The 19,091-nt window shown below is 39.1% G+C and carries 15 protein-coding genes and 1 pseudogene; 9 read left to right on the top strand and 7 right to left on the bottom strand.

The genetic code is table 11. The features are described from left to right. Window positions 1-562 precede the first annotated feature (562 nt). Window positions 563-2,284, top strand: a complete 1,722-nt coding sequence (locus tag O2Q26_RS18615; RefSeq protein WP_289217261.1) for a pyruvate oxidase — start codon at window positions 563-565, stop codon at window positions 2,282-2,284. Window positions 2,285-2,470: 186 nt separating this feature from the next. On the opposite strand, the gene rnjA is transcribed toward O2Q26_RS18615, so the two are convergent. Both rnjA and O2Q26_RS18605 read right to left on the bottom strand, forming a co-directional pair. Beyond that, complete coding sequence (gene rnjA, locus O2Q26_RS18610) at window positions 2,471-4,138, bottom strand: ribonuclease J1 (protein ID WP_289217260.1); 1,668 nt, start codon at window positions 4,136-4,138, stop codon at window positions 2,471-2,473. Between the two features lie 3 nt (window positions 4,139-4,141). After that, window positions 4,142-4,351: a DNA-dependent RNA polymerase subunit epsilon gene (locus O2Q26_RS18605; RefSeq protein WP_253934642.1), complete on the bottom strand. Its 210-nt coding sequence runs from the start codon at window positions 4,349-4,351 to the stop codon at window positions 4,142-4,144. A gap of 400 nt (window positions 4,352-4,751) precedes the next feature. Here O2Q26_RS18605 and O2Q26_RS18600 point away from each other — a divergent pair, with 400 nt between their 5' ends. Next, the gene (locus O2Q26_RS18600) at window positions 4,752-5,555 is read left to right on the top strand and encodes a Cof-type HAD-IIB family hydrolase (RefSeq protein ID WP_289217259.1); all 804 of its coding nucleotides are present in this window, start codon (window positions 4,752-4,754) and stop codon (window positions 5,553-5,555) included. A 413-nt stretch (window positions 5,556-5,968) separates the two neighbouring features. Here the strand turns inward: O2Q26_RS18600 and def are convergent, their stop codons facing one another. Then, window positions 5,969-6,523, bottom strand: a complete 555-nt coding sequence (def, locus tag O2Q26_RS18595; protein ID WP_253934644.1) for a peptide deformylase — start codon at window positions 6,521-6,523, stop codon at window positions 5,969-5,971. A 191-nt stretch (window positions 6,524-6,714) separates the two neighbouring features. Between def and O2Q26_RS18590 the strand changes: the two genes are divergently transcribed. The 5 genes from O2Q26_RS18590 (at window position 6,715) to lpdA (ending at window position 12,633) form a co-directional block, all read left to right on the top strand. Then, window positions 6,715-7,374, top strand: a complete 660-nt coding sequence (locus tag O2Q26_RS18590) for a YkyA family protein (protein ID WP_289217258.1) — start codon at window positions 6,715-6,717, stop codon at window positions 7,372-7,374. A gap of 452 nt (window positions 7,375-7,826) precedes the next feature. Continuing rightward, window positions 7,827-8,909: a pyruvate dehydrogenase (acetyl-transferring) E1 component subunit alpha gene (pdhA, locus tag O2Q26_RS18585; RefSeq protein WP_289217257.1), complete on the top strand. Its 1,083-nt coding sequence runs from the start codon at window positions 7,827-7,829 to the stop codon at window positions 8,907-8,909. 3 nt (window positions 8,910-8,912) lie between these two features. Beyond that, window positions 8,913-9,890, top strand: coding sequence for an alpha-ketoacid dehydrogenase subunit beta (locus O2Q26_RS18580; protein WP_253934646.1), 978 nt, complete (start codon window positions 8,913-8,915; stop codon window positions 9,888-9,890). A gap of 25 nt (window positions 9,891-9,915) precedes the next feature. Next, on the top strand, window positions 9,916-11,220 hold the full coding sequence (locus tag O2Q26_RS18575; RefSeq protein ID WP_289217256.1) for a dihydrolipoamide acetyltransferase family protein: 1,305 nt from the start codon (window positions 9,916-9,918) through the stop codon (window positions 11,218-11,220). Window positions 11,221-11,223: 3 nt separating this feature from the next. After that, window positions 11,224-12,633: a dihydrolipoyl dehydrogenase gene (gene lpdA, locus O2Q26_RS18570; RefSeq protein WP_289217255.1), complete on the top strand. Its 1,410-nt coding sequence runs from the start codon at window positions 11,224-11,226 to the stop codon at window positions 12,631-12,633. A 40-nt stretch (window positions 12,634-12,673) separates the two neighbouring features. Here the strand turns inward: lpdA and O2Q26_RS18565 are convergent, their stop codons facing one another. The 3 genes and pseudogenes from O2Q26_RS18565 to O2Q26_RS18555 form a co-directional block, all read right to left on the bottom strand. Continuing rightward, the gene (locus O2Q26_RS18565; protein WP_289217254.1) at window positions 12,674-13,072 is read right to left on the bottom strand and encodes a hypothetical protein; all 399 of its coding nucleotides are present in this window, start codon (window positions 13,070-13,072) and stop codon (window positions 12,674-12,676) included. A 185-nt stretch (window positions 13,073-13,257) separates the two neighbouring features. Beyond that, a pseudogene (locus tag O2Q26_RS18560) lies at window positions 13,258-14,046 on the bottom strand (transposase). A 139-nt stretch (window positions 14,047-14,185) separates the two neighbouring features. Next, entirely contained in the window at window positions 14,186-15,712 is a 1,527-nt protein-coding gene (locus O2Q26_RS18555) for a glycine betaine uptake BCCT transporter (protein WP_289217253.1), read from the bottom strand. Window positions 15,713-16,411: 699 nt separating this feature from the next. Here O2Q26_RS18555 and O2Q26_RS18550 point away from each other — a divergent pair. Together O2Q26_RS18550 and O2Q26_RS18545 are read left to right on the top strand one after the other, a co-directional pair. Next, a complete protein-coding gene (locus tag O2Q26_RS18550) occupies window positions 16,412-17,266 on the top strand; it encodes a polysaccharide deacetylase family protein (protein WP_289217252.1) in 855 nt (284 codons plus the stop codon). A 176-nt stretch (window positions 17,267-17,442) separates the two neighbouring features. Then, on the top strand, window positions 17,443-17,553 hold the full coding sequence (locus tag O2Q26_RS18545; RefSeq protein ID WP_253934811.1) for a GapA-binding peptide SR1P: 111 nt from the start codon (window positions 17,443-17,445) through the stop codon (window positions 17,551-17,553). Between the two features lie 61 nt (window positions 17,554-17,614). Here O2Q26_RS18545 and O2Q26_RS18540 read toward each other — a convergent pair whose 3' ends face one another. Beyond that, window positions 17,615-19,084, bottom strand: a complete 1,470-nt coding sequence (locus O2Q26_RS18540; protein ID WP_289217251.1) for an aminotransferase class I/II-fold pyridoxal phosphate-dependent enzyme — start codon at window positions 19,082-19,084, stop codon at window positions 17,615-17,617. Between the last annotated feature and the right edge of the window lie 7 nt (window positions 19,085-19,091).

Raw genomic sequence — 19,091 nt, 5'->3', positions numbered from 1 at the left:
GTGAGATCCCGCAGGACGGGACGTCCGAGGAAGCTCACCGCGCTCCCACGGAAAGCGAGTCATTCCCCGCCGCCCTGATCCACTCACCAAATGTCTCGAAATCAAGTCTTCCACTATCCTGCCAGTTTGTTCAAGAACAATCTTACACAGTTTCTATAGCAATTTAAACATAAATTTTCATGTGCCTTTTCTGATTCCAAAATTATTAAGTCGCTGTACGTTCATTTGTAGGTGGAGATGTACAACAAAATAAATGGGTACACGGAGTTATGTATCCTAAAATACACAATTTACTACGCAACTTCAGTAGTAAGTTTTAGCACTAACAGCTGTTGGTAATCTTTATACCAAGAGAAAATGTTTAACAAATCAGCAAACAAATTGATAGACATTCAAGACTACATTTTCAAGTGTACGATTGGGGGCGGTACCATTTATTTTATAAGGGGTTCATTTTTTGCATACATACGAACAAAGAAAGAAAAATAATAATTAGAAAGTTTACTTTCCCCATTTTAAGGATAAAAAAGGATATAGGTTCATAATAGAAAGGTTGATGAAAATGGCTGATAAAAGAACGGGACAAGTTCTCGTGGATTTATTAATAGATTGGGGAGTGGACCACGTATATGGTCTTCCAGGTGACTCCATAAATGAATTGATTGATGATCTTAGAAAAAGACAAGAAGAAATTAAATTCTTCCAGGTCAGACATGAAGAAACCGGTGCGCTTGCAGCTGCCTCCTATGCAAAGCTGACAGGCAAACTTGGTGTCTGCTTATCGATCGCAGGGCCTGGAGGGATCCACTTGCTGAATGGCTTATATGATGCCAAAAGCGACAGTGCACCGGTGCTGGCAATCGTCGGGCAGGTGAACAGTGAACAAGTAGGGACTGGAGCATTTCAGGAAATTGATTTGGTGAAAATGTTTGACGATGTAGCTGTTTATTGTGAACGGGCGCAAACGGAAAGTCAATTACCCGATTTACTGAATCAGGCTATAAGAGAAGCCTATACACATAAAGGTGTATCAGTTCTTGTTGTTCCAGATGATCTCTTCAGTAAAAAGCACCAGCAAGATGTATATTTAACTTCATCTGATTATTATCGACCGCAGATCAGCCCGAAAAACAATCATATAGAAGAAGCTGTTAACCTTCTGGAAAAATCGGAAAAACCATTGATTCTTGCTGGTCAGGGTGCTGCCAATGCGAAAGCCGAGCTAGTCACATTTGCTGAGAAACTCAAATCACCAATTATCTTAAGTTTATTAGGAAAAGGTGTGCTGCCCGACCACCACCCTTATTGTTTAGGGCAACACGGCCAGATAGGAACGAAACCAGCTTATCATGCCATGAAAGAATGCGATGCTTTAATATTGATCGGAACCCAGTTTCCGTACAGGGATTTCCTGCCTGATAACGTACCTGCAGTTCAAATCGATAATCAGCCCGATCATTTAGGAAAGTATTATCCAATATCGGTTGGTTTGGCTGGAGATGCTAAAGAAACGTTAGAGCTTCTTACAGATCAAATCAAGGAAAATCAAAATGATGAATATCTTATAAAATACCAAGAAAAAATGAAACGATGGAGCATCGCTATGCAAGAAGAGAAAAGATCTACAGAAGAACCTCTTCACGCTCCCCAGGTTATGTATCATTTAGAGGACGTCATGAAACCAAGTGCTATAGTTTCAGCTGATGTAGGCAACGTAACAGTATGGGTTTCACGTTATTTGCCGTTTGTTGATCAAAGCTTTCTTATTTCAGGCTGGCTTGCTACAATGGGGAGCGGTCTCCCGGGCGCCATTGCTGCCCAAATTGCTTACCCTGACCGTCAAGTTATCGGAATTAGTGGAGATGGCGGTTTTTCTATGGTTATGCAGGATTTTTCAACGGCCGTCAAATATCAATTACCAATTAAAATGATCATTCTTAATAATAGTAAAATTGGAATGATAAAATATGAACAAGAACAAATGGGACACCTCAATTACAAAACAGATCTTGGGGAAATGGATTTTGCGAAGTTTGCTGAGTCCTGTGGAGGAGAAGGTTATCGTATAGATTCTTACGATGATTTATCTATAAAATTGAAACAAGCTTTTCTATCCGACAAACCAGCGATCATCGACGTTGTTATAGAGGATAAAGCTCCTTTACCTGGACACATCGATTATCAGTCAGCTGTTAACTTCTCGAAGTATATCGTCAAGAATTTCTTTGAAAGTGGTGACTTGGATATTCCAGATGTAAAAGAGTCCATTAAACGTTTGACATGATAATAATAAAGCAGAGTTAGACATGCATGGAAAGAGGTCTGATCACACTAATTCCACTTAGTCATTATTTCATCATGAGACTAAAATCATGGGATATTTAACAATTTCTGATATCTTTTAAAAAACCAATAAAAATTTAATCAAACAAAAAATCTCGCTCATGTAAAATGAGCGAGATTTTTTATATTATACTTCCATTATGATTGGAAGAATCATTGGACGACGCTTTGTCTTTTCAAATAAGAAGGGAGCAATCGTATCTGTAATTTCATTCTTTATTTCAGACCACTGGGTCGTTTTACGCTGCATAACCTTGTTGACGTGTGTATTTACAAGCTTTTGAGCTTCTTTTATTAAGTCTTCGGATTCTCTCATGTACACAAACCCGCGAGAGATTATATCCGGACCGGAGGCGATTTTGAATTCCTTCATATTAATACTGACAACTACGATGACAAGACCTTCTTCAGAAAGTATGCGTCTATCTCTCAGTACAATATTACCGATATCTCCAATTCCGCTTCCATCAACGTAAACAGATCCGGACGGTACTTTACCAGCAATCATAGCTTCATCTTTGCCCAAGGCAAGGACATCACCGTTATCCATCACGAAACAATTCTCTGGATCAAGACCACAATCTTCGCTTAGCTTAACGTGTTCTTTCAACATACGGTATTCTCCGTGAATCGGCATGAAAAATTTAGGTTGAATCAAACGAAGCATCAATTTCATTTCTTCTTGGCTGCCGTGCCCGGAAGTGTGAATATCGTTTAACGGCCCGTGAATAACATCAGCCCCCGCACGGTAAAGCTTATTGATTGTACGACTTACACTGATCGTGTTACCAGGGATTGGGGAAGAGGAGAACACGACAGTATCTTTAGGCTGGATCTGAATTTGACGGTGAGTGCCGTTAGCAATTCTTGAAAGAGCCGCCATCGGTTCACCTTGTGAACCTGTACATAAAATTGTTACTTCATGTGCAGGAAACTTATTGATTTGGTTGGCTTCGATAAAAGTATCCTTAGGTGCATGGATATACCCTAGTTCTTGACCAATACGGATGGAATTCTCCATGCTTCTTCCGAATACAGCAACTTTACGGTTGTATTTAACTGCAGATTCTATTACTTGCTGAAGACGGTATATATTCGACGCGAATGTTGCGAATATAAGACGCCCATCAACTCTTGTGAAGATATCGGCTATATTTTGTCCGACCACTCGTTCTGACTTAGTAAATCCAGGAACTTCACTATTCGTGCTATCAGATAATAGTGCAAGTACTCCTTCTTTACCTATTTCCGCCATGCGAGCAAGGTCAGCTGGTTCTCCAACAGGGGTGAAATCGAATTTAAAATCTCCTGTATGAACAATGTTGCCAGGAGGTGTTTTTACAACGATCCCAAAAGAATCAGGGATACTATGTGTAGTACGGAAGAAAGAAACCGATGTTTTGCGGAATTTAATTACATCGTCTTCTTGAATTGTATGCATCTTCGTACTGCGGAGTAATCCGTGCTCATCCAACTTGTTTCTTAAAAGACCCGCAGCTAGTTTACCAGCATAAATGGGAATGTTAATTTCTCGAAGAAGATAAGGTATTCCACCTATATGATCTTCGTGACCATGTGTAATAAACAAACCTTTGATTTTATCTTCATTCTGAATAAGATAAGTGTAATCAGGAATGACATAATCGATTCCGAGAAGTTCGTCTTCAGGGAATTTAATACCAGCATCAATGAGGATGATTTCGTCCTGGAATTGCACAGCGTATGTGTTTTTACCGATCTCACCTAAGCCGCCTAGTGCAAAGACAGCGGTTTGATCATTTTTTACAAACTTCATACTTTATACATTCTCCAATTGAAAATCTTCGTTTTGTTTTTCATAATCCAAATGTTCCTCATTTAACACTTGAATAAATTCAATATTAAGCTCTTTTTCAATTAATTTCTGACGTACATCTCTCTCTGATTCCGCTTCAACGTACATAGCATTCGTACGTTCGCGTACAGGAACTTCTTTAGACAGCTCCTGATATAAAACTTTAAATACCATTCATCAATCTCTCCTTACTAGATATAATTTCCATGAATTTTTCTAAATGTAATGATAGCACGTTTTAATTTAGTTAGTCATTAAAAAATAAAGGTGAAATTGTCATACTCCGCTATATGACAGTACTTTTTAAGCATAGCTCTTACGTTCCATGATTTTTTTCCAACGTTTTCGAAGCCTTCTTCTTAGACGCTTCATCATGTGCATCCATCTCCTTTCACCGATGAAGAAAGACACTAAAAACGCTAAACCGCCCAATCCCTGTTATCTATAGTATAATACGGATTGCGTAAGAAAGAAACATTTTGGTTCAATCAATTTGTTTTATCATTCGTAAAACTTCTCAAATATATCCTCTCATGCTAAAGTATAGCCAGCACATGTATACTTTATAAAATTGATGAGTAAACAGAGTTTGGAGGAAAAAATATTGGCTGAAAAAATTGCATTTTTTGATATTGATGGAACTCTCCTTAATCATGATAAAGAGCTTCCGGTTTCTACGATTCAAGCAATAAAAGACCTGCAGAACAATGGTGTGTTTTGTGCCATAGCTACTGGAAGAGCGCCTTTTATGTATGAACAAATCAGAGAGACCCTTGGAATCGATTCCTACGTTAGTTTTAATGGACAATATGTAGTATTTGAAGGCAAACCGATTTATAAAAATCCGCTATCCTATGAACATTTAGAAGAGCTTCATCAGGATGCCCACAAAAATAATCACCCGATGGTTTTTATGAATGAAAAGGGAATGAGAGCGACCACCGAGGAAGATCATTTTATTAAAGAAAGCTTAAGCTCCCTCCATTTTCAGTATCCTGCGGTCGATCATAAGTTTTATCACCAGACTGAAATTTATCAATCCTTACTTTTTTGTGAGGGGAATGAAATAGACTATTACAGGGACTGTCATCAAAAGTTCGATTATATACGCTGGCATGAACTTTCCTGCGACGTTTTACCTTCGGGGGGCTCTAAAGCGGAGGGTATTAAACAAATGATCAAAGCTGCAAACTTAGATCTGAAAGATACTTATGCCTTCGGTGATGGTTTAAATGATATAGAAATGTTAAGCGAAGTAGGTACAGGTGTGGCCATGGGAAATGCTGTAGACGCTGCTAAGCAAGTGAGTGATTATGTGACGGCCGACGTAGCAGAAGATGGTCTTGCCAAAGCAATTTATGAATTGAAATTGCTGTGATAGTGAGAAGTTCCATTCCTGAATTTTAACGGTTTGTTTCAGGAAATGGCTAGACTCTTTTGAGAATAGAGTGACAGGTGAGTTTCTAAAAGAGAGTAGCTTTAGGAGGCTCACCGCCCTCCCGTGTAAAGTGATTTAATCCATATAATTACAATCTCCCACATAATCAAGTTGACAGCCCAGCCAAAAGTTTTAAAGATGAATTCTTAATATCTTTGCCATATCATTGATTACTCATTTATAAAAAAACAACTTTTAATTGCTCATAAAAAATCGCTCCACTCGTTGAAATGTTAGTGACTACACTTAACAAACAACGAATGGAGCGATTTTTATAAGTAACTTTCAGCTACCTTAATGTTCTTGTTAGTTTTTTCGTTTTAAGAACTTTACGTACAGTTTATTTTCATTTCTTACCGATCAACTGGTTTTGCACCCTCAGGTTCCTTGAAAGGATTATCGGGATCGATGTGATCGTAAAACATCACGCCATTTAAATGATCGATTTCATGTTGAAATACAATAGAGGCATAGTCCTTCAATCTCAGTTTCAGGTCGTTGCCTTCCAAGTCAGTGCCTTTAACAGTGATGCGACGGTACCTTCCTACATAACCAGGTACTTCACGATCAACAGAAAGGCAGCCTTCTCCTGTCGATAGATATGTACGTTCTACGGAATGACTGACTATTTTAGGGTTGAAAATACCGTAACTGTATAATTTGTCATTGAGGTCAATAAAGTGTACAGCAAGCATCCGTTTATTCACATTGATCTGAGGAGCGGCAAGACCTACACCAGGGCGTAAGCCATATCTGTCACATACTTGTTCATCCTGGCTGTTTTTCAAGTATTCAAGCATCGCTTCTAACGTTTTAACATCTTGTTCAGAAGGTGGTAATTCTACTTCGTCCGTTACTTTTCTTAGTGCGGGGTGACCTTCACGAACGATATCTTCCATCGTAATCATCCTATGACATCCTTTCTATATATAAGCACACATTACACATTATTCTAACACATAAATGACTTCAAGTGATTTGTTGAACAAAAATTGCATATGCTTAAGCCGAGCCTTTTAATTTTTGTCAACTTACTTTAATATTAAAATAGCGATTTAATATATACATATAATTCTTACGCAAAAAAGGGGGGGAAGAAGTGCGGTATTTAAAAATTGTGACGTCTCTGTCTGCTGCGGCTTTTTTGATGGTAGGATGTTCTAACCAAACACCTGAAGAACAGATCCATGAACATTTAGAAGAAGCCGTTTCGCTTGAAGAGACTTTCCAGGAACAGCAACAGCCTTTGCAAGAACTGGAAGCCGAAGAAAAAGAAATTTATAATGAGATTATTGAGATGGATGCAGAGCAGCTTGATGAGATTCAAGAACAATCCAAAGAAGCTGCGGAAATTGTGGAAGAACGCAAGGAACTTATTGATACTGAAAAAGAGAGTATTGATGAAGCAAAAGAAGAATTTGACGAGATTGAATCTCCTGTAGAAGATTTAGAATCAGATGAAGCTCAAGAAGAAGCTAATCAATTGATTGAAACAATGGATAAGCGCTATGAAGCATATAACAGTTTATACGAAGCTTATCAGACAGCGCTTAGTTTAGACTCAGAGTTGTATGAGATGATGCAGGACGAAGACTTGGTAAAAGATGATTTACAAGCAAAAGTTGATGAAATCAATGAAAGTTATAATGAAGTAATTGAAGCAAATGACGAATTTAATGCATTTACAAAAGAGTACAATGAACAAAAGAAATCTTTTTACGAATCAACTGATCTACAGATAAATTATGATGAATCGTAAAAAAGCTCCTTATGTTTCTTATTCCAGATTGAAGGCATGATTAGCCCAATAAAAGAGCCGACTTACTCATAGTCGGCTCTTTTATTTGCATCTGAAATTGAAAAATCGTAAAATTAATACAGGCTAATAATTTCATTAGTACAGAATTGGAAAGTAACACTTTAATTCTGGGATGCCTTTTACCGCTATAGGAACTAATCAATACAAAGTTTATTTTAATAATGAGAGATTGACGACTCCTATAGATTAAGCTAAACTACAGTAGGGAAATGTATTGTACTAATTAAGAACTTACTAAAATTGTAACAGTTACACTTACAAATACTTCAATGATTAATAAATAACAGTTGAGGGTAAATTCTTAAGAGGTAATCGGTACAGTTTTTTTACAATTTTGGGAAGGCTAAAACTAGCATCCAATTTTAAAAGAAGAAAGGAAGAGGTGGATTACTTTGAAACGAGTTCTCGAGAATATCGAAAATCAGTTTGAAATGTTTCAAATCCTTAATGAAGAAGGCAAAATCGTCAATGAAGATGCTATGCCTGATCTTTCAGATGAAGAGCTTAAAGAAATAATGAAGCGTATGGTCTACACAAGAATTTTGGATCAACGTTCAATTGCACTAAATAGACAAGGACGCTTAGGGTTCTATGCTCCTACAGCAGGGCAGGAGGCTTCCCAGCTAGGGAGTCAGTTCGCTTTAGAAAAAGCTGACTTCATTTTGCCTGGATATCGTGATGTACCACAATTGATTTGGCACGGCCTTCCGTTGTACCAGGCGTTTCTTTTCTCACGTGGTCACTTTAAAGGGAACCAAATGCCAGAGGGTGTGAATGCAGTAAGCCCACAAATCATCATTGGTGCTCAAATTACACAAGCTGCCGGCGTCGGACTAGGTTTTAAGAAGCGTAAAGAAGACGCAGTAGCGATTACTTATACAGGTGATGGCGGCGCCTCTCAAGGTGACTTCTATGAAGGAATTAACTTTGCGGGTGCGTTTGGTGCCCAATCCATTTTTGTCGTTCAAAATAACCGTTTTGCTATTTCTGTTCCAGTAGAGAAGCAGTCTGCTGCTCAAACAATTGCTCAAAAAGCAGTTGCTGCTGGTATCGAAGGCATTCAAGTAGATGGTATGGACGTGCTTGCAGTATATGCAGCGACTAAGGAAGCTCGTCAACGTGCTGTAGACGGTGAAGGACCTACATTGATTGAAACACTCACTTATCGTTATGGACCTCACACTATGGCTGGTGATGACCCTACACGTTACCGTACGGAAGATATGGATAATGAATGGGAAAAGCAGGACCCAATTGTTCGCTTCCGCACATTCCTTGAATCTAAAGATCTTTGGTCTGAAGAGGAAGAAAACGAATTGATTGAAAAAGCTAAAGAAGAAATAAAAGCTGCAGTTAAAGAAGCAGATAATACACCAAAGCAAAAAGTAACTGATCTTATCGAGAACATGTACGAAGAACTTCCTTCCAACCTTCAAGAGCAAATGGAAGAATATAAGGAAAAGGAGTCGAAGTAAATCATGGCACAAATGACAATGATTCAAGCCATCACAGACGCGATGCGCACTGAACTTAAGAATGACGAAAACGTGCTCGTATTTGGTGAAGATGTTGGCCAAAACGGCGGCGTATTCCGTGCAACAGAAGGTCTTCAAGATGAATTCGGAGAAGAGCGTGTATTTGACACCCCTCTTGCTGAATCTGGAATCGGTGGTTTGTCCATCGGGCTTGCACTAACTGATTTCCGTCCTGTACCTGAAATCCAATTCTTTGGGTTTGTGTACGAAACTATGGACGCAATCAGCGGACAGATGGCTCGCTATCGTTACCGTACAGGTAACACTCGCAGCATGCCTATTACAATCCGTTCTCCTTTCGGCGGCGGTGTTCACACTCCTGAACTCCATGCAGACAGTCTGGAAGGTCTTATGGCACAGCAACCAGGACTTAAAGTCGTTATTCCTTCTAATCCTTATGATGCAAAAGGACTTCTTATCCAGTCGATTCGTGACAATGACCCGGTCATTTTCTTAGAACACATGAAGCTTTACCGTTCATTCCGTGAAGAGGTTCCTGAAGAGGAATATACTATTGAACTAGGGAAAGCAGAAGTGAAGCGTGAAGGATCAGATGTGACTTTAATTGCTTATGGTGCTATGGTCCATTCTTGCCTGAAAGCGGCTGAAGAACTTGAACAGGACGGAATAAGTGCAGAAGTAATCGACTTGCGCACAGTAAGCCCGGTCGATTATGAAACAATTCTCGCTTCTGTTGAAAAAACAAATCGTGCGGTTATGGTTCAAGAAGCACAGAAACAAGCCGGTATCGCAGCTAGTGTAGTTTCTGAGATCCAGGAGAAAGCGATCCTTCATCTTGAAGCGCCAGTACTACGTGTAGCAGCACCGGACACAGTATATGCGTTCACACAAGCTGAAGAAATTTGGCTTCCTAACCATAAAGATATTGTTGAAAAAGCTAATAAAGTAATGAATTTTTAAATCCTAATTACAGGAGGTAATTATCGTGGCGTTCGAATTCAAACTCCCTGATATCGGTGAAGGTATCCATGAAGGTGAAATCGCAAAGTGGTTTGTTAAACCTGGTGATGAAGTAAAAGAAGATGATGTACTTTGTGAAGTACAAAATGATAAAGCAGTCGTAGAAATTCCTTCTCAAGTGGATGGTACTGTAAAAGACATTCACGTTGATGAAGGTGAAACGACAACAGTGGGTACAGTAATTATCACTATTGATGATGGTTCTGAAGATGCCCCGGAAGAATCAGCTGAAGACTCCAAAGAAGAGCCGAAAGAAGAAAAGCAGGAAGAAGCAAAAAGTGAGTCTAAAGAAGAAAAACCTGCAGCAGACTCTGAGGAAGATGCAGAGGATGATGATAAACGTGTCATCGCTATGCCTTCAGTTAGGAAGTATGCCCGTGATAACGAAGTTGACATCCGGAAAGTTCAAGGTTCAGGCAAAAACGGCCGTGTCCTAAAAGAAGATGTCGATCAATTCTTGAGCGGAGATCAAGCATCAGCAACTTCCGAGCAAACTACTGAGGACGCTGGTGAAGAAAAAGCAACTGAAGAAACTTCTTCACAATCTGCCCCTGCAGCAGGAGAAGCATATCCGGAAACCCGCGAAAAAATGAGTGGAATACGTAAAGCAATTGCTAAAGCGATGGTTAATTCCAAGCACACTGCTCCTCATGTTACGCTTATGGATGAAGTGGATGTTTCTGAATTGGTTTCCCACCGTAAGAAATTCAAAGCAGTTGCGGCTGAGCAAGATATCAAATTGACTTATCTTCCTTACGTAGTGAAAGCACTTGTTTCAACTCTGAAGAAATATCCAGTATTAAATACATCTTTAGATGACAATACGGATGAAATTATTCAGAAACACTACTATAATATTGGTATTGCGGCTGATACAGATAAAGGCTTACTTGTACCTGTAGTAAAAGATGCTGATCGTAAATCCATCTTCTCTATCTCAAGTGAAGTTAATGAACTAGCTGTAAAAGCTCGCGATGGTAAATTAGGGTCTGATGATATGAAAGGCGCTTCTACAACAATAACTAATATTGGGTCTGCTGGCGGACAGTGGTTCACTCCAGTAATCAATCACCCAGAAGTTGCGATTCTAGGTATCGGCCGTATCGCTGAAAAACCAGTAGTTCGTGATGGTGAAATAGTTGTAGCTCCAGTTCTTGCAATTTCATTAAGCTTTGACCACCGTATGATTGACGGTGCAACAGCTCAACATGCAATGAATAACATCAAGCGTTTACTGAACGATCCACAACTAATTATGATGGAGGCGTAAAGTATGGTAGTAGGAGATTTTCCAATTGAGTTAGACACATTAGTAGTAGGTGCAGGACCCGGCGGCTATGTAGCTGCCATCCGTGCTGCACAAACTGGTCAAAAGGTTACAATTGTTGATAAAGGAAATCTTGGAGGCGTATGTCTTAACGTAGGCTGCGTACCTTCCAAAGCCCTTATTCAAGCAGGTCACCGTTATGAGCATGCAAAAGGTTCTGAAGACATGGGCATCAAGTCTGAAAATACGACTGTTGATTTTTCTAAAGTACAAGAATGGAAAGGATCAGTTGTAGATAAACTTACTGGCGGTGTTGAAGGACTTCTTAAAGGAAATAAAGTTGACATCGTTAAGGGTGAAGTTTATTTCGTAGATAAAAACACTGTTCGTGTAATGGATGACAAAAATTCTCAAACTTACACGTTCAATAACTGTATTATTGCGACAGGTTCCCGCCCTATTGAAATTCCTGATTTCAAATTCTCTGACCGTGTCATCGATTCTACAGGTGCTTTAGCTTTACAAGAAGTACCTAAGAAAATGGTTGTCATCGGAGGCGGCTATATCGGTACAGAGCTTGGTACTGCTTACGCTAACTTCGATACAGAGGTTACAATCCTTGAAGGAATGAAAGATATCCTAGGAGGATTTGAAAAACAAATGTCTTCTCTAGTCAAACGCCGCTTGAAGAAGAAAGGTGTGGACGTCGTTACAAATGCGATGGCCAAAGGAGTAGAGGAAACAAAAGATGGTGTTACAGTTAAGTATGAAGTTAAAGGCGAAGAAAAAACAATTGACGCTGACTACGTATTAGTAACTGTAGGGCGCCGTCCGAACACTGATGAAATCGGACTTGAAGAGTTAGGCATCGAGATGAGTGATAAAGGTGTTATTAAAACGGACAAACAGTGTCGTACAAGCGTAGATAACATCTTTGCGATTGGTGACATCGTCGATGGTCCTCCATTGGCTCACAAAGCTTCTTATGAAGGAAAGATCGCTGCTGAAGTTATCTCAGGCGAGAAATCTGAAGTTGATTATCTCGGTATTCCTGCGGTAGTATTCTCAGATCCAGAGCTTGCTTCAGTTGGGTATACTGAACAAGAAGCTAAAGATGCAGGATACGAAGTGAATGCTTCAAAATTCCCATTCGGAGCTAACGGTCGTGCCCTATCTCTTAACGATAGTGATGGTTTCTTGAAACTGATTACTCGTAAAGATGATGGCCTTGTTATCGGCGCGCAAATTGCTGGACCGAATGCTAGTGATATGATTGCTGAACTTGGTTTAGCCATTGAATCTGGAATGACAGCAGAAGATCTAGCCTTAACAATCCACGCTCACCCAACATTAGGTGAGATTACGATGGAAGCTGCTGAAGTAGCTATGGGACAGCCTATTCATATTGTAAAATAATGATGAATTTCATTAAAAAAACTCCTAAGCCGTTTCCGGCTTAGGAGTTTTTGTTATTGGATAGAGCGACTGTATTATCTAAAGTGCTTTTTATTTCGCTAGGGTCACTATTGTTTCCACTAATTGATTGAACCAGTTCCCCATCCTTATAAATAACAAGAGCTGGCAGTTGATCTGCAGAAATGTTAATATCGTCAGAACTTAGTGTAGATTCTTTAAATGACAGGAACCTATCATCCTCTTGAGCGGTTTTCCAGTTTAAAAGGGCAGACATGTAATCATTAGCCTGTTCCTGATCATCAGGGTGGCTGTATAAGTTAATTTTATATCCGGAAGGCTCAGCGCTTATTAGTTTGATTGTTTCATCATTTGCTTCGCAGCTTGAAAGCGTACATGCTAATAAGCCAGCTATAAGTATAGTCATGAAAGATTTCAGCATACTTTTTCACTCCTTCTTCTCTATACAAAGTGTATCAGACAGAAGTTCAAAAACAGCTGTTGTTATATAACTGTCATGAAGATGATAAATCTATGTTTTGTGTTTAATAAGATTGTTATAAAGACTTTTTTATGTAAAAAAGAGGTTCTAGTCAATTGTTGGTGGAGGAGAAATTCTCCTACTCCTTAACCAACTTGAAAATCACTAAATGCTTTGTATTGATGATGTAATAGTACTTTCAACCCTAATCGATCATAACGCTTAATTCCAAAGGCGTTACGCTTAATCACTTTTGTTTGGTTATTCAAACCTTCAATAAAGCCATTACTATAATTAAAGGCAAAGCTATTCAGCACGTCAACCTGCCAGTTCTTCAACGTTTTTATGGCTTGAATAAACTCTTTCATTCCCGTCTTTTCTACCTTCTGTGATAAAAATCCTTGAGTAAAGATTTCACTGTGCCCGGCTGTTTTTCACCTATCTCTTTAGCTTTAGTAAACCACTCTCTGAACGCCTCTTTTAGACCACCAGTGCTGCTTCTTACTAAGATCCTCATAACGCTTATAGAAGACATGCTTCATACGCTTACACTTTCGACGGTCATAGTCATGAGCATCTTTCTGCACTCTTCTTCGCACGCGCTCTACAGCCCAATAGATGTAACGACAAAAATGAAACCCATCGTCTACAATAATTGGTTTTCCTAAAGCTTTACGAACAGCCGATTTAAAGGCATGACTCATATCCATAATGACTATTTCCCCTTTTGCCCCTTTTTCACGAAGGTAACTCTTTACCGTTTCTAAGGGACGGTTGGGGAGGATATCTAGAGGTTTTCCTATTTCACCATCTGCGATGATAACCTGATATTTTCCTTCGGTGGTATCTTCTTTATACTCATCTATGGCAGTAACTTTAGGAAAGCTTTCCACTTCCTTTAGAGTAGGGCTTGATATCGTGTCAAACTTACGCATCGCTGTGTTTTGAGAAGTACGAAACTGGGCCGCCTTATCTTTGAAGTTTGCGTGTATTTTTTATGCCGAATTTTCTAAAACCCCAACATATATTTTAGAGCCAAAAAAGAGGACTTCCGTATAGGAAGTCCTCTTTTTATTATTTTGCACTATTTTTCTTTTTAATCCCGACTTTTTTTCCTTCATTTTGAAATTCTTTAAATAGGGAAATACACATTAGGATTAATAAGACTGTAAAAGGTAATGAGGTTATTATTGAAACGGTTTGTAATGCAGTCAAACCGCCAGTAGCAAGAAGGATAGAAGCAGTACCTGCTTGCAAAACACCCCATATAAACTTAACTTTAAGATCAGGATTCAAACTGCCGTTCGTCGTCTGCATTCCTAGAACGAATGTAGCCGAGTCTGCAGAAGTAATAAAGAAAGTACTGATCAGCAGTAATGCTATGATGGACATAATGCCGCCTAATGGTACGTGTTGTAATGCTGAGAAGAGAGCTACTTCTTCACCTATTCCAGTTACATCTGAATAAATATCTTGTCCTTGGAAGTATTCAAGGTTAATAGCCGTTCCGCCGAATACAGAGAACCATAGGGCGCCAAATATTGTTGGGACTAGGAGTACTCCAAGAATAAATTCACGGATGGTACGACCTTTTGAAACGCGGGCAATAAAAGTACCTACGAAAGGAGACCATGAGATCCACCAGGCCCAATAGAAAATAGTCCAGTCTCCGACCCACGTGCTATCTTCTGAGAATGGTGTCATTCTGAAGCTCATGTATGGTAAATCCCGGACATATGAGCCGAAGGTAGAAGTGAAATAATCCATAATAAAGTTAGTTGGACCTGCAAATAGCAGGAAGAACATGAGCAATAAGGCTAAGACGATGTTTGTATTACTCAAATATTTAATTCCTTTATTTAATCCTGTCATTGCGGAAGTCATAAAGAGTATAGTTACGGCTGCGATAATAATGAATTGGAGTGTTACTGTGTTTTCAATTCCATCAAACTGAAAGGCTAGGCCACCAGCAATCTGCAGTGCGCCAAAACCTAATGAAGTGGCTACTCCGAATATCGTGGCGAACACTGCAATAAAATCTACTGTCGTACCAATTGGTCCTTTGACCCTCTTTTCACCGATCAATGGCACGAGAACGGCACTAATAACACCGGGAGCTCCTTTTCTAAATTTAAAATAAGCTAATGCCAAAGCGACTACTGCATAAATTCCCCAAGGATGTAATCCCCAGTGGAAAAAGCTGTACTTCATAGCTTCTTGTGCGGCGGTTTGGCTTTGGGCTTCAGTATCTAAGCCAGGTGGTGCATTAAAGTGAGAAATTGGTTCTCCGGCTCCCCAGAACACAAGGCCGATCCCCATTCCGGCACTGAACAACATGGCGAACCAGGTGATGTAAGGATACTCTGGTTCATCATCTTCTTTACCGAGTTTAAGCTTTCCGTATTTAGAAAAGACTAAATAAATAGCAAATATGAGGAATCCTGTTGCAGAAAGTAAGTAGAACCATCCGAATTTATCCGTTATAAAACCCTGGATGTTTGTAGTTACCTCTGAGATATTCGAATTGGGCCATGCGCCCCAAGCAATAAATAGAACTGCTACAACTAATGAGATGTAAAAGACTTTTGAAACTTGTTGCATATCAAACATCCTTTCCAATAAATTTACGAGAAATAGTAAGAGAATCCAATGCATGATAGTCCTGCATGATCTTTAAAAAATATAAGTTTTTCCATAGTGTCATCTCAATTCTTAAAAGTACTAATGGAGTATTAAAAAATCATGCATGTGAACAACTTACAAAAGGTTAAAATTAAAATAAGTCCCGCAACTTATTTTACCCGTATGTTCACATTAAAATGTAACTTCTTAGAGGTCTAACTTTTTTGTTGGCTACTCAAAACTTTTCATGAATCCATGTTTAAAATGGGGAGAGCTTAAACATAGATGAAAATTGAGTTATGTTGAGGAGAATATCATAAGATAACTTTTAAGAATTGAGATGATAGTACCAATCAGTATATTACCCAACTTCCCAGTGAACGAAACAAAAAAGCTGTCGAAGTATGTTGAGAACAGGGATGAAATTCATATCCGCAATTTTTTACAACTACTAAAGACATAAGAAAAAGCCCAATATTTTTGGGCTTTTATAAAGAATAAAACGAATATCGAATTGTGTCAACTTCCTACGTTCCATTCAGAAATAACAGACAATTAATTATGAATCAAAAGTCTCATTTGTTTATTTCTCAAAAAACTTTAAATGACTATAGTGAAAAGTGATGATCAAATAGCCTATAATATGAATATACATATATAGTAAATAGGGGGGCAAATATGAAGTATTGGGTTTTAGTGGTTATTTCGTTATGTTTACTGGCTGCTTGCGGTGATGAGAAAGCAGTGAAGCAAGCAGAGGAGTCTAATGGTGACAGCAAGTCAGTTACGGTGGAAAAAGAAGTAGAGGAACCGTCAGAAGACTCTTCAGCTAAGGGAGAGGAGAAAGAAAAGAAGGAAGGCGCAGCTGCGGAAGAGAAAGAGAGTGTAGAACCCCAATACATAATGAACAACATTTGGACGTTTGAGCCAATTGAAGATGCAAAGGAAGAGGTCGTATTATTAACATTTGACGACGCTCCTGACCAGTTTGGGCTGGAAATGGCGAAAAAATTAAAAGAATTGAATGCACCTGCAATATTTTTCGTGAACGGCCATTTTATCAACACTCCTGAAAAAGAAGAAATATTGAAGAAAATTTATGATATGGGGTTTGCAATTGGCAATCATACGATGTCGCATCCTTCTTTGCAAAAAATTTCAGTAGAAGAACAGAAAGATGAAATTGTGGATTTAAATGATCAGATCGAAGAGATAACAGGGGAACGTCCTGAATTTTTCAGAGCTCCATTTGGTCAAAACACTGAGTATACAGAACAATTAGCAAAAGACGAAGGTATGCTGTTAATGAACTGGACATATGGTTATGATTGGGAAGCTGAATATCAGGATGCTGAAAGTTTAGCGGATATCATGGTCAATACAGAGTTGTTAGTACCGGGGGCTAATTTATTAATGCACGACAGAGAATGGACTGCTGAAGCTATCCCTCAAATCATTGAAGGGTTTGAGGAAAAAAGTTATGGTTTCATTGATCCTTCTACGATAAAGCTGGATGAAAAAAATGAACGGTGAGCAGAGCTCACCGTTCATTTTTTAGTTATAAGCGCATATACATGTAATGGTGACTTATTAGTATGGCACATTTAAAAAAAGTTATACTAAAGGGCTTGAAATTTTAAATGTGTCATATTAAAATAAAAATTACATTGAAAGCGATTTCAAATACTTACTAAGGTGGGATAATGAAAATGGGAACAATTATTTGCCAAGATTGTCAAAAAGTAATCGAGCATTACGAGAATGAAAAAGTATCGACTATTTACAGCAAATGTCCATCCTGTAACCAGCCAAGTAAATAACTTTGAAAAAATGAAGGGGCGTCATCCAAATTTGGATGACGCCCCTTAACGTTTAATTTCTTTATTTAAAAGCACGATGTTCTTTAATGACACGTATAGTTTCTAAAGTGTCGTCTTCTGGACCCTGTACCGGAAGTCCGGCGGCTACATTTTCATGGATATAGTTAATGTTTTCGGCAGTGATTATTTCTCCTGGGATAAAGATAGGAATCCCTGGCGGATAAACCATTATAAACTCTGCACTGATTCTACCTACCGAGGATTTAAAGGATACTGTTTCGGTTTCAGAGTAGAATGCTTCTCTAGGTGTTAGGGCTAACAAAGGAATTTCCGGAACGTACACTTTTGTCTCCTGGATAGCCTCTCTGCTTCCTAATGTATTGGACAAATCCTTCAAAGCATTTATTAGTAAGTCGATTTCTTTTTCCGAGTCACCCGGTGTGACGATGCAAAGGATATTGTATAAATCGGACAATTCCACTTCTAGATGATAATTGTCTCTGAGCCATACTTCAGCATCGTAGCCTGTAATACCCAGGCTTTTCACAGAGACAATCAATTTCGTAGGGTCATAATCATAGGTTGCTGAACTTCCTAAGATTTCTTCACCTGCACAGTAAAGTCGTGGAAGCTTATTGATGTGGTCTCTTGCATAATCGGCTAGCTGTATGGTTGATTCTAATAAATCTTTTCCATGTATCGCGAGGTTTCTTCTTGCTGTATCAAGAGAAGCGAGCAGAATGTATGAGGTGGAAGTTGTAGTCAGCATAGAAAGGACGGATTGTACTTTCTCATGAGACACTAGACCTTCTTTTAAATTAAGTACAGAGCTCTGAGTAAGCGCCCCTCCTAATTTATGCACGCTCGTTGCTGCAAGGTCAGCTCCGGCCTGCATAGCAGAAACGGGCAGCCTGTCATGGAAATGTATATGCACGCCATGAGCTTCATCCACGAGTACGGGCATGTCATAATCGTGAGCGATTTGAACGATTTGGGTCAAATCTGCTGTTACGCCAAAGTAAGTGGGATTAATGACGAGTACAGCTTTCGCATCAGGATGAGCCTGGCAGGCTTTTTTTACAGACTCAGGAGTAATGCCGTGAGATATTCCTAAAGAGTCGTCTAGTTCAGGATGAATGAAAATAGGAATAGCTCCAGAAAAAATGATCGCTGTCGTTACAGATTTGTGAACATTTCTAGGAACAATTATTTTATCTCCTGGATGACATACACTCATTACCATCGTCATGATCGCTCCAGAGGTGCCTTGTATGGAAAAGAAAGTATAGTCGGCTCCATAAGCCTCGGCTGCAAGCTGTTGTGCCTCTTTGATCATTCCGTGTGGATGGTGGAGGTCATCAAGCGGTTGAATATTTATTAAATCAATGGATAAAGCCTGTGGCCCTATAAATTCTGAAAATTCATTATCCATTCCTTTCCCTTGTTTATGACCGGGTATATGAAATTGAATGGGGTCATTCGAAACGTGTTTCTTAAGTCCAGTAAATAACGGGGTTTGATTTTGGTCCATATTGTAA

The sequence above is a fragment of the Halobacillus campisalis genome (assembly GCF_030345335.1).
GTDB lineage: Bacteria > Bacillota > Bacilli > Bacillales > Halobacillaceae > Halobacillus_A > Halobacillus_A campisalis.
Note: the sequence above shows the minus strand (reverse complement) of the source record. Positions and strands in the feature narration are given on the sequence as shown.